Annotated in this window: 8 protein-coding genes; all 8 read right to left on the reverse strand. The window is 57.6% G+C overall.

Annotation, left to right across the window (positions count from 1 at the left end):
- Window position 1 precedes the first annotated feature (1 nt).
- The 8 genes from ACWNMW_RS03510 to gnpA all read right to left on the reverse strand — a co-directional run bounded on the left by ACWNMW_RS03510 (window position 2) and on the right by gnpA (window position 12,139).
- Complete coding sequence (locus tag ACWNMW_RS03510; RefSeq protein WP_449490040.1) at window positions 2-1,378, reverse strand: S1C family serine protease; 1,377 nt, start codon at window positions 1,376-1,378, stop codon at window positions 2-4.
- A 43-nt stretch (window positions 1,379-1,421) separates the two neighbouring features.
- Window positions 1,422-3,128, reverse strand: a complete 1,707-nt coding sequence (gene menD / locus ACWNMW_RS03515) for a 2-succinyl-5-enolpyruvyl-6-hydroxy-3-cyclohexene-1-carboxylic-acid synthase (protein WP_449490041.1) — start codon at window positions 3,126-3,128, stop codon at window positions 1,422-1,424.
- A 10-nt stretch (window positions 3,129-3,138) separates the two neighbouring features.
- Window positions 3,139-4,200, reverse strand: coding sequence for an o-succinylbenzoate synthase (locus ACWNMW_RS03520; protein WP_449490042.1), 1,062 nt, complete (start codon window positions 4,198-4,200; stop codon window positions 3,139-3,141).
- 11 nt (window positions 4,201-4,211) lie between these two features.
- Window positions 4,212-6,371 (reverse strand): beta-galactosidase, encoded by a 2,160-nt coding sequence (locus ACWNMW_RS03525; RefSeq protein WP_449490043.1) that lies wholly within the window; start codon window positions 6,369-6,371, stop codon window positions 4,212-4,214.
- Between the two features lie 47 nt (window positions 6,372-6,418).
- Window positions 6,419-7,327: a carbohydrate ABC transporter permease gene (locus ACWNMW_RS03530; protein ID WP_314211943.1), complete on the reverse strand. Its 909-nt coding sequence runs from the start codon at window positions 7,325-7,327 to the stop codon at window positions 6,419-6,421.
- The gene (locus ACWNMW_RS03535) at window positions 7,324-8,256 is read right to left on the reverse strand and encodes a carbohydrate ABC transporter permease (RefSeq protein WP_314211944.1); all 933 of its coding nucleotides are present in this window, start codon (window positions 8,254-8,256) and stop codon (window positions 7,324-7,326) included. Before ACWNMW_RS03535 ends, ACWNMW_RS03530 begins: the two co-directional genes overlap by 4 nt.
- 108 nt (window positions 8,257-8,364) lie before the next feature.
- The gene (locus ACWNMW_RS03540) at window positions 8,365-9,693 is read right to left on the reverse strand and encodes an ABC transporter substrate-binding protein (protein ID WP_449490044.1); all 1,329 of its coding nucleotides are present in this window, start codon (window positions 9,691-9,693) and stop codon (window positions 8,365-8,367) included.
- Window positions 9,694-9,838: 145 nt separating this feature from the next.
- Entirely contained in the window at window positions 9,839-12,139 is a 2,301-nt protein-coding gene (gene gnpA, locus ACWNMW_RS03545; protein ID WP_449490045.1) for a 1,3-beta-galactosyl-N-acetylhexosamine phosphorylase, read from the reverse strand.
- Window positions 12,140-12,218: the final 79 nt, after the last annotated feature.

Consider the following 12,218-nt stretch of genomic DNA (forward strand, 5'->3'; position numbering starts at 1 on the left):
CCTAGTTCTCCGATTGGAGTTTCACTTGGACGGTGTTTTGAACACCGTCACGCACGTAGGTGACCTTGACTTCTTGGCCGCCCATGTAACGTCGAACGTATCCAACCAGAGATTGTGCCGATGAAACAGTGTTGTCATCAACAGCAGTAATGACGTCACCAGCCCTCAATCCCGCGGCTTCCGCGCCCGAGCCCTGAGTCACTGCTGAGATCTGTGCCCCCGCGCGCGTCTCGTTTCCAACTCGTGCAGCGCCCGTCGTAATGGAAACTCCCAGCCTGGCGTGGTCGACCGCGCCATTTTGGATGAGCTGATTGACAACGGAAACGACCAGGTCCGAAGGAATCGCGAAACCCAGACCAATCGATCCCGCTTGAGAACTCGACGATGAGGACAGTGAGGCGATCGAGGAGTTGATTCCGATCACTTGCCCGTGCTCATTGAAGAGAGGACCGCCCGAGTTACCGGGGTTGATCGAGGCGTCAACCTGAATTGCGTTCGTCGTCACCGCCTGATTGTTTTGCTGTTGAAGCTGATTGAAGGGGTCTTTCGAATTGCCCTGGTCATTCGATTCGGAGGCCTGCACCTGGACGGGACGATTGAGCGCCGAGATAATTCCCGTCGTCACGGTATTTGACAGGCCCAGGGGTGAACCGATTGCCATGACGGGCTGACCGACCTTGAGGTCAGAGGACTGGCCAAATTGCGCTGCGACCAGATCCGAAGGCGGGTTGACCAGGCGAATCACTGCGAGGTCTGTACTTTGATCAGTTCCAACGATTTTTGCCTCGTAGATTCGCCCGTCCGTCAGGGTCACTTGGATCCTTCCGCTTCCGTCGACGACCGAGGAGATGACGTGGTAGTTGGTCACGATGTTGCCGGAGGAGTCAACAATCGCGCCTGAGCCGATGCCGGAAGAGTTTTGCCCAGAGACGTTGATTGTCACGACCGCGGGAGACACGGTTGCCGAAACCGCTTCCCAATCGACTGCAGTTCCAGCAGAGTTTGCTTGTGCTGGCGCGGAAGTCTGGCTGACCAGGGGGGTGGTAACAGAGGAACGCAGATTCTGGCCAAGTACCAGGGTTCCGCCGGTTGCCATTCCGATACTGCAGACCATGGCAAGGAAGAGGGCTCCCCACCCCGGGCCGCGCTTGACCGGAACGGGCGCAAGGGCAACCGGTGCCGCCTCTACAGTTTCTGCGCCAGTTTCCTCTGCCGAGGCGACCGGCGCACTCTGCGCAAAGCTTGCGTTGCCAGCAGCCGGAGTTGCAGGAGCCGGAAGGACAGGGCTAGGAGTTTCCGAGGCGCTTTGCTCGGGTGTTTCATTCATCTGCGGTTGGAAGCGTGCGCCGTCTTCGGGTGTGTTTTCGTCAGTATTCATCGCCAACCCATTTCAATCGTTATCAATTTGTTACATTAGCATGCTACAAGGATCGCAGATGCGCAATATCTTTCGTCGGTCGCGAAATAGGAAGATGAAGAATCTCTAGTCCTTCAACTTGCGAAGCGAGGATCTCTCGAAGCTTGGCAAGTGATGAAATAGTGCGGGTTTTTACGCCGTATGACTTGGCAAGTGCGGGGATATCTGCGCGCTGTGAGACCCCGAAATAGCGCTCGTACACTCCCGCAGATGCTGTACGCCCGTGCTCGAGGCTTTCAAAGATTGAGCCACCGGAATCATCAAGAACGATTACTCGAAGAGGCGGAAACTCTTCACCGCGAGGCAGCCCCAAACCAGAGGCGTCGTGCAAGAAAGTCAGGTCCCCCATCACCGCAGTCACCCCAGAGTAATCTGCACCTTCAAGGCGCGCGCACGCGCTCGCCCATCCAAGAGCGGTCGAGGTATTGCCATCGATTCCCGCCAGCCCTCGATTCGACCAGACCTGAGTAGGGCCGCTGGCGTTTTCGTGGCGGTACGCGATGAGGTCAGCGATACGAACCGGGTTGGAAGCCCCGAGAAAAACCCTTGGACACAGCTGCCACACCATATCCATCACTCCGAGCGCGCTCGGGGTATCCCCATAAGAGGCAATCATTTCCTCGATTCCCGCGCGGACTTCTTTCACGCGTTCACGCAGCGTCTCGAGTAGCAGAAGTTGGCGGGCCTCGTCCACACAATCATTGTCATGAAGAGCTGGCACAACACATGATGCGCTTCCGTGTAGATCGGGCCACTCACCGTAGGAAGCAACAACCACAACTCGTTTACCCGAGGCGCACACAGCCTGAACCGGACGCGACAAGGTCGGACGCCCCGTCACAATGATCTGCTCAAAGCGTCCCGTGACCTCTTCATGGCCAAGAAGCGTCTGCTGGAAAGGAATACGCACATCTTCAGGAACGCCGGTCACCATTGGCTCGGCAAAAACCGGAACCCGCGAGCGAGCGGCCCACTCAAGCACTGTTTCCTCAGCTCCCTGTCCCGCAATGACTACGCTCGCTCGCGCTGGATCAAGAATGTTCTCACTGAGGGGATCGCGAAGAAATTGCGCGGGATAGACCGATACCGCCGAGCGCCGGTTCCCTTCATGGGCCTCGCACACACTCTCGGTCTGGAAATCTTCGGGAACCAGCGGATCACGGAATTCACAATTGATATGAACGGGGCCAGGAGTACCGCTCGGCGCGCCTGCGCTTGCCGCAAGCGCGCGGCAAATGCGATCAGGAATACTCCCCAGTTCTTCTCTCGCGGTCGAGAAGTTCCACTCCCCCACGACGTGAGGCGAGAAAAGTCCCTGCTGCGTCATAGTTTGCGAGGCCCCAACTCCGTGCAGGTCGACGGGGCGATCGGCGCTTATGGCCAGCAGCGGGACGCAGGAGTAGTGGGCCTCGACAATCGCGGGATAGAGCTCAGCAACTGCACTCCCCGAGGTCGTGATGACGCACGCACGCGCGGGGCCTCGTCGCTGCGAAGCACTCGCATCAAGGTTCAATCCCAAGGCGAAGAAGGCGGCGGAGCGTTCGTCAAGTCTGACGTGAACGCGAATCGGACTCTTGGCCTGGGCTTCCAGGCGCGCAAGAGCATAGGCGAAAGGAGCATTGCGCGATCCGGGACAGTACACGAAGTCGCGAACTCCACCTGCGATCAGGGAGTCAATAATGCCTTGCGCTAGAGCTTGTGATGGGAACATGTCTTTTCTTCTATTGATAGTGCGCCATTTCAGCAAGGCGCTCAGCCCAGGACTGAGTGAGGGAGCTGTCAGTTGGTGCTTCGCTCAGCAAAGCCTCATTCAAGCAAAGCTCGGATGGAATCATGCACCCGTCCTGGATGAGCGCGGGGGTGAGCGCAGTGTCCGCTGCTAGCAGATTAGCGGTCCCCAGCCCGCACGCGCGTGGTTCCTGATCCAGAGCACATGCCACTCGCGCCGCGTAATCCAAGCCGAAGCTGGTCTCGAGTGCCGAAGAGATCACCAGTGGCATGGGGAGTTCCTCAACCAGGCGAGTAACCGCACGACCTCCACCCAGGGGTGCCACCTTGATGACAGCCACATCCGCTGCCTCGAGACGCGCAACTTTGAGGGGGTCCTCCGCGCGACGAATCGATTCATCTGCAGCGATGGGAACGTCTTGTTTTCGACGCAGCCATGCGAGGTCTTCAACTGCCATGCAGGGTTGTTCAACGTACTCGAGTCCGCCCACTGCCTCTGCTGCACGATTCAAACGCGCGATCCACGTCAGAGCACTCTCCCGGTCCCATGCCCCATTGGCATCGACACGCACCCGCGCGGATGACCCGTGTCCTTCGGCTAGCGCCTCGGCGACTGCCTCAACGCGCCTGCAATCACGCTCAAGGTCGGAACGCGCATCGGCAACCTTTACTTTCGCACTCATCCACTGGGGTGCGTCGAGTATCCTCTGGCGTGCAGCAGCGGCCTCGATCACGGGAATCGTCACATTGAGTGGGATCTTTGATCGACGAGGCCGCATCTGGGCAATGCGCGCAGCTTCCAATGCGCTGGCAAGCCAAGCAGCAGATTCCTGGGGGTCGTAGTCCCAAAACGGGGCGCACTCTCCCCATCCCTCTTCGCCATGGAAGAGAAGGCCTTCGCGTACATCAATCCCTCGAAAACGCACACGCATGGGGATTGAATAGACGAGTACCCGATCAATCCCCTCGAGTACGCGTCGCGTATCGGAAGGTAGTTGCTCAAGAGAGAGTTCGTGGAGACGGAGCGGCGAAGCATCCGCATGCGTCTTCTCCACTATGTGATCCCTTATCTCTCAACGACTATTGCTGAACGCGGAGCTAGGACCACGTGTCCTGTGCATTCACTTCCGCTGAGAAGATCTTTGCCCACAATCCCGCTCAGTTCAACTGCACGATCGGAATGGTTGAGGAGGAAGAGGAAACCCTCGCGTTCCTGTGCCTCAACTCCTCGAGGAAGATCGGGGAACACGGGGAGGAGCCGCGCGTAGCTCGCCCACATGCGCACGAGGACCGATCGCGAGAGTGCATCGAAGTCGGCTGCGGCATACCACACTGACCCCTGACCAACTCGGTTTCGGCTCAGTGCACACGCTCCCGCGAGGTCTACTCCACCGCCTCGGCCATCAAAGTAGGCCACGCGCTCGACTCCGGCCGAGGAATTTCCTTCACCGAGGCCTCGCCACTCATGTTCGCCGGCGGGCACGATCTTTTCGGCCCAGCGTCCCGAGCGCAGGTCTTTGGCAGCATCTCCAACCAGCTCGATGGTTCGCATGAGAGCCTCGTTGTCGGTATCGATTCCGCACCAGTTCAGGGCAGCGGGAGTTTCTACGGCACCGGAAATCCTGTAAGCAGTGCTCTCGCGAGCATCGTAAGTGCGCCCCTGAGAGGGACCGGTCAAGGTCGAGTGCTCGACAACCTTCACTCCGGCAAGGTCTGCAAGAGAGCCCAAGTATCCGCCCAAAATAGCGCCGCATTGGCTGTCGACAACTGCGCTTGGGGAGGTGATGACTACCTGCGCGCCGCGCTCGGCAGCAACGCGCAAAGCCTGCGCCATGTGGGGGTAGTCGATGAAGACTGCCGGCACGATGATGAGATCGTAGGAGGTGAAGTCGTTATCGACACCCACGACATCGGTCGCGATTCCCGCTTCCCACAGGCTTTGGTGCCAGGACTTAGCGGGCGCGAAGTTCCCCCACGAATCTGTGGGATTTTCAGAACTAATCGGACCGATCGCATAGTGGCGTGCCCACTCGCTCTCCCAGTCAATGACAACTGCAGCGCGGGCACTCATGCGAGTCCCCGTAATAGGCGCCAAAGACTTTAGAGCTTGACCGGTGCTCACAACATCCGTCCAGATCGGCGAATCTTCGCCAGAGTGGGGCACCATCCCAGCATGGAAGGTTTCCGACCCCTTGGCGGATTGGCGCCATTGGAATTGGAGGATTCCATCCGCTCCGTGAGCGAGCCTTGCGATGGTCCACAAAAGGAACTGTCCGGGGCGCTTGGGAGAGTTTTGGGGTCGCCACTGCACCGCGCCGGGGCTCTGTTCCATCAGCAGCCAGGGAGTACCATTGCCGAGGCCGCGCATGACGTCACCCTGCCATGCGATGTCGTGTGCAGCCTGAGGATCTGCGGGGTCCGGGTAGGAATCATCAGCGATGATGTCACACAGTGGCGCCCACTTGCGGTAGTCGAGAAGCGGGAAGGTTCCCATAAAATTCGTCGTGATTGGTCGGTCCGAATAGCGACGAATCACTTCTCGTTCACGTTCCATCTGGGAACGCAGAGCGTAGTCACTAAAGCGACGCCAATCCAGCATGTGCCCGGGGTTGTAGAAGGTGGGCATTGCACGGGGAGGCTGAATTTCTTGGATATCCCTATAGGTTTGGGACCAAAATGCAGTTCCCCAGGCCCGATTGATCGCCTGAAGATCCCCGTATTTCTCCACGAGCCAGCGTCGAAATGCCGCAGCGGACTCATCATCGAAGCTCTCTGCCGTGTGACAGGCGTATTCGTTCGAAATATGCCACATGACGACGCCGGGATGGTCGCCAAAACGGCGCGCCATGGCCTCGGTCAACTCGCAAGCTTTGCGGCAAAAAAGCTCGCTTGAGGGGTTGTACTGCTGGCGCGAGCCGAATCCTAAACGCACGCCTCGAGAATCAACGGGAAGGGTTTGGGGGTAGCGCTGAGCCATCCACACCGGAGGGGAAGCGGTCCCATTGGCCAGATCCACGCCAATTCCAGCGCTGTGGAGCTGATCAATGAGATCCGCCAACCACTCCAGATCGTAGTGCCCTTCTTCGGGTTCAAGAGATGCCCAGGAAAAGATTCCTAGAGATATCAGATTGACTCCGGCCTCGACCATGCGTTCGATGTCGCGCAGGTTGGTGTCGCGGTCCCACTGTTCAGGGTTCCAATCGCCGCCGTAGGCAATCGTATCCATTAACCTATCCTTCCCAGCACCTCGTGGTGGCTCGACAGCGGGACTGACTATCCCTTCACAGAACCGGCAGCCAGGCCCGATTGCCAGTACTTCTGCAAACCAAGGAATAGCACGATGAGTGGCAAAACACCCAAGAGCGCGCCCAGCATGACTGCGCCCTTTTGAGGAGTAAAGTAACTCATCATTCCGTACAAGCCCAGAGTGACGGGCTTGAGTTCGGCAGTGGATACCATCATCAAGGGCAAGAGGAAGTTGTTCCAGGTTGCCACGAAGATGAAGAGGAAGATCGTCACCATTGCCGGCGCCAGTAGACGCAAGACAATCGTGAAAAAGACTCGAGCTTCTGAGGCCCCATCGATGCGCGCGGCCTCGATGAGCTCTGTCGGAACCGAAGAATCCGCATAGACCCGGCCAAGGAACACACCGAAGGGAGACACGCAGCTGGGGATCAGGATTGCCCAGACCGTATCGGTCAGACCCAAGTTATGGAAGACCACGTACAGGGGAATCGTGAGCAGGGCGACCGGCATGAGCAGGCCTGCCATGATCATGGCCATGGAGACATTTCGCCCCGGGAAAACGAATTTCGCCATTGCATAACCCGCTGCGACCGAAATCAAAGTTCCGATGATCCCTGCTGCTGTTGAATAGAAGAGGGAGTTGAGCACCCAGCGCCAGAACAGGCCCTGAGTCCACCCCATCAGCTTCGTGTAGTTGTCTCCCAATTCAAAGTGACCAAACCAGAAGCCGTTGGTGGAAACAAGATCGGCATTCGACTTCGTTGAGGAGAACATCACCCAGATGATCGGCAGAACGAAGTAGAGCATGGTGAAGGTCAGAGCAACGATCGTAACGATTCGAGCGGCCTTCGAGGGTGCGAGTGAACGCGGGGGCATTCCCTCGAGAGAGGGGGTGTACTGACGTCCGTCGGGCAGTGTGTGCGTGGTGGTACTCATCGGACGGTCTTCCTTTGCAAGAGTGCGTAGATCACGGCAAGTCCGCCCGCAACCAGCGCCATAACGATTGAGATTGCCGAGGCCGGACCATCACCACCGGGTGAGATCTGACCAAACATGGTGTTGTAGGCCATCATCATGGGCGTGTAAGCATTCCCCATCCACCTATTGGATGAGTACATGACCGCGGGCTCGTTGAAGAGCTGAATCGTGCCGATGATTGAGAGCAGCACTGCCAGCAGTGCTGCGGAAGAGACCATGGGGATCTTGATGCTTCGAACGATCTGCCAAGAGGAAGCACCATCCAAGCGCGCGGCCTCGTAAAGCTCGTGGGGAATTGCCTGGAGCGCGGCCAAGAAAATCAGCATGTTGTAGCCGGTGTAGGTCCACGTGGTCATATTTGCCATCGAGGCCAGAATGGGGGCTCCCGGTGCCATAAAGTCGATGTGAAGCCCCAGGGAATCGAAGAACTTCACGATGGGCGAGAGTTCAGGGGTGTAGATGTACAACCAGACCATCGCGGCAACAATGCCGGGGATTGCGAAAGGCAAGAAGTAGGTCAGGCGGAAAAATCCTGCGCGGCGGACTAAGAAGGAATCCAGAACAAGGGCGAGGACAAGAGCTGAGATGATCATGAAGGGGATCTGGAAGGCCGCGTAGATCACGACTCGTCCCATGCCCGTCCAGAAGTCGGCCGAAGTGATGACCATGGCGAAGTTATCGAAGCCGACGAATTGATTTTCAAGTTCGCCGCCGCCATAGAGGCCACCGCCGCTTGCAACCTGACGGAAGAAGGATTGGTAGATTGCAACGCAGATCGGAACGGCAAAAACCAAGAGGAACATGATGAAGAAGGGGGCCATAAACGCCCACCCGGTACGCGCATCGTGCCGCTCTCTAATGCGCCGGTTTTGAGTCTGGGACTGCATCTATCAATCACCTTCGATTGTTCGCAGAATTATTGGGTTATATGACGAAGAATACGTAAAGGGGTGTGGTTTCTCCGCGGAGAAACCACACCCCTCCGCGATCAATGATTACTCGGCGACGGGGAGGTTTCCGTCCTTGAGCGACTTCACGGACTGCTCCTGAGCAGCCTTGAAGATGTCGATCACCTTTCCGGAACCGTCACCAGCTGCGGTAGCGGCCTTGGTCATCGGAGCACCAACGCTCGAGAAGAAGGGGATGTACGGGAAGTCAGGTGCCAGGTTGGCGTTTGCCTTCGACAGTTCAGCGAAGACATCCTGTCCGCCGTAGAACTCCTTGACCGATTCCGGGGTCTTCATGGTGCCGGTCGTGGTTGCAACGACGAGGCCCTGGGAAACCAGAGCGTCGACCTGGGTGTTCAGCCAGTTGTTGAACTCCATTGCACCCTTGGGGTTCGCGCAGCCCTTCATGACTGCAACGCCGGAACCACCGTCGGGGCCGGTGAGGGCGCCCTTGCCGAAATCAGGGAGCTGAGTAACTGCCCATTCGCCCTTGTTATCGGTCTTCGCCAGGTCACCGGAGATGAGCGGTGCTTCCCAAGCGGCACCGATCGTGCCGATCAGGGTCTTGTCGGTCAGGGCCTTGGTGAAGGAATCTCCCCAACGCTCGGTGACGAAGGTGGTCTTGTCATCGAGCATCGACTGCCAGAAATCTGCAACGGTCTTGGCGGAAGCATCATCGATCTTGACGGTCCACTTGTCGTTTGCAGCCTTGTACCAGACGCCGCCAGCTGCAGCTGCCTGTGCAGACAGGCCGTACTGTGCTTCATCGGTCTCGAAGGCAGAGATGTACTTGCCCTTTGCAGCTGCGGTCTTGGCAGCGGCCTTGAACTCGTCGAGGTTGGTAGGAACCTTGATTCCCAGCTTGTCGAACTCTGCCTTGTTGTAGTAGTAAACAAGCGGGCCGGTGTCCTGGGGCAGGCCGAAGTACTTGCCACCAACGCCTACCTGCGAGAATGCGCCGGCAGAGTAGTTGGCCTTGTACTGGTTGGCGTACTCGGTGACGTCTTCGAGCAGGCCCTTGGTGAACATTTCGGGGATTTCTGCGTAGCCCAGCTGCGCCAAGCAAGGTCCGGAGCCGGCCTTGACGTCAGTTTCAAGCTTCTTGATCATTTCGTTGGCCTTGCCATCGAACTTGACCGCCTGAACCTGAGTGTCAGGGTGTTCCTTGTTCCACTGTTCAACCAGCGACGAGACCTTTGTCATGCCTTCACCGTCGGGCAGACGGTGCAGGTAGGTAATGGTCGCTGCCTTATCAGCAGATGCCGAAGAGCTTGCGGTGGTATCCGTCTTCGTGCCCGAACCCGAGCACGCAGTCAGACCCATCGCAGCGACTGACATGAGCGCGACGACGCTCATGGAACGGCGTGACATGTGCATATTGTTCCCTCTCCATCGTGGGATGTATGTAAAGTTGACACCTTATGTCAGCTTCATCCATTGCTCTCTTATGCTAACTCACAGATAAGTTGTCTGACACATTTTTATCCTGTGGCTATGCAATTAGTTGATTACGATTTGATAACTAAAGAAGCTGACCTTTTCCCCAGTCAACCCAGCGTCCTTCACCTGCAGCCAATTCAACGAGGATTTGTCCGCCCTGGCCAGAAATCTCACTCGAACGCGGGGCATCTGCATCGTTATAGACGAATGCGAGCGCTGATTCTGGATACCAGGCAACTTCAATATCCGGGTTCGATGAGGACAGAACACTCTCCCATTGATCCTCAGCATGGGCTGCCCACATGATCGCGCGGTGAAGCAAACGACTATTCACAGTCGACCATGTCAGACCCGCAAGATACACACCGCGTCCTGCGCAGAAGTCATGAGCCGAGGCACGAACACTGCCACGATCCATCACCAAAACGTGAGTTGCCGAGTCGGTAACGACAACATCACCGGGATCTTCACCAAAGATGTAGTCCCCATCCAGGTCAGCGGTGATGAAGTGCTCACTCACCGGCTCCTCGTAGTGGTCCTTGGACAGCGACCACGAAATCTCCTGATCAACGCCCAAAACGTCAGAGAGCGCGAAGACGCTTCCACGGCAGATTCCTCCGCGATCAGCATTTCCCTGCGTCCCTACCGAGGCCGTGGGCTGGCCAACGCCGATGAAACCGCCACCGCGAGCAACGAAACGTCGCAGAGTGTCTTGGAGGCGAAGATCTTCCCAGACCTGCCCGCCTGAGAAAGAAGTGTTGGCAGCGCCCGCATTAATGACGACATCCACGTCTTCGAGTGCCTCCATTCCCCCTTCAATCACCTCGTCGAAGGACATGAAACGGACATCGAAGGGCAGGCCCGCAAGTGCCTCAATCACCCCGAGGTAGGTGTGAATCTGCTTGTACCACAGGGCGTGGGCGACCATGTGGGTCTGCCAGGTGCGCAATTTACCCCACGCATTCAAAACGGCAACGCGCACGGGTGCACATGCAGGCTTCTCCCCGCCCGTGGCCTCGTGAAGGGAACGGAACTCCGCAAGGATTTCCTCCACGCGGTCAATGAACTCGGGGAACTTGAGCGCCAAGGATAGGTAACCGCCGTAGCCCATGCGGTCCAGGGGGCTGCGGACGATTGCGCGGCGAGCGGTGCGCCACGATTCGTTGGCCTCGCCCAGGGGATCACCGCCCTCACGGAAGACATCGGGGAAGAAGTAGGGAAGGAAACGCCCCTCGGTGTAGCGCACACCGGGGATATCCGAGATCATGCGGCAGGTCGCAGCCGAGCCGACGGATCCGACAACCGCATCCATCTTGATCGAGGGGAAGTAGGGGCCGTAGGGCTCCATGCCGATCCAGTTGTCCCCGAGGAACATCATGGCCTCGCGGCCTTCCTCGTGAACCTTTCGAACCAGCTCACCCGCCTTCTCGGCGACTCGCTTGGAGGTGAAATCGATCCAGTCTTTGAAGACCGGAGTGGGAGTGCGGAAGGGGCAGTTGTACCAGCCGCCGTCAACAAAGTCCTCAGGAGTCAGCGCGTAGCCGTATTCCTTTTCGAATTCTTCCATCGCCGGGATCGAGACCGAGGCGGAGTAGCCAAACCAATCGACATAGCGTTCGCGGCCTCGGGAATCAAAGGCCAAAGTGAAGTGATAGAAGAAGGTTGTAAAACGAACCACGTCCACCTGGGGGTTGGCTTTAAGCCAGATCGCTAAGGCTTCCTTGACGTGCTCCCAGGTGCGCGGGAAGGCCACATCGAAGGGACGTTCTTTAACGCGTCCTTCCTCAAGTGCCCAGTCGTTCGTCAAATAGTTGTACATCTGGGTCGAATCCCAAACTTGCACTGCGAAGAAGCTCACGGTGTAGACGTGGAAAGGCTCGGGGGAATGAATCGTGACTACAGCGCTTCCGGCGTTCTTGGGCAGGTCCCCAACGATCGGGATGGGGTCAACGATCGGCTTGGCCGGAACATCTTCAACGCTCCACTGTGAAGGATCAACAACCTCGCCACTGGTTCGGTCAATCACCTGCCACCAACGTGATGTATCACACTGAGTATCCGGACGGAACTGAGCCTGGAACCAGCCCTCCATCACGTCAATACTCAAAGGGCCACTTTCCGGCGCCGTATGGGCATTCGAGGACAAATATTGGTGAATGCGTTCGCCTTCACTCTGGTCTGCCCACTCTTCGTCGCCGCGAGCAGGGAAGTATGTGCTGTAAACCTTGGCAAAGGCGCGATCAACCCATTCGGGCAATTCGGTTCCATCTGAATTACGGACAGCGTCGGCGCCGAGCCGCTCAACGAGGGCGCGAACCTCTGCGTCAATTCCTCGTTCGATAGGGAGAGTCAGTCGGCCCGGTCGCGTCGTTTTGTCAGTCATTGTCACTCCATTGTGTTGATATCTAGCCGCTTTGCGCGCAGGGAACAACTTTGCGGACTTTTTCAGCCAGTCCCAAGTT

This window comes from Actinomyces sp. Marseille-QA0893 (assembly GCF_976954355.1).

Coding starts and splice junctions, on each gene's coding strand:
- ACWNMW_RS03510 (WP_449490040.1), bottom strand. CDS start 1,378: ATGAATACTGACGAAAACACACCCGAAGACGGCGCACGCTTCCAACCG.
- menD (WP_449490041.1), bottom strand. CDS start 3,128: ATGTTCCCATCACAAGCTCTAGCGCAAGGCATTATTGACTCCCTGATC.
- ACWNMW_RS03525 (WP_449490043.1), bottom strand. CDS start 6,371: ATGGATACGATTGCCTACGGCGGCGATTGGAACCCTGAACAGTGGGAC.
- ACWNMW_RS03530 (WP_314211943.1), bottom strand. CDS start 7,327: ATGAGTACCACCACGCACACACTGCCCGACGGACGTCAGTACACCCCC.
- ACWNMW_RS03535 (WP_314211944.1), bottom strand. CDS start 8,256: ATGCAGTCCCAGACTCAAAACCGGCGCATTAGAGAGCGGCACGATGCG.
- ACWNMW_RS03540 (WP_449490044.1), bottom strand. CDS start 9,693: ATGCACATGTCACGCCGTTCCATGAGCGTCGTCGCGCTCATGTCAGTC.
- gnpA (WP_449490045.1), bottom strand. CDS start 12,139: ATGACTGACAAAACGACGCGACCGGGCCGACTGACTCTCCCTATCGAA.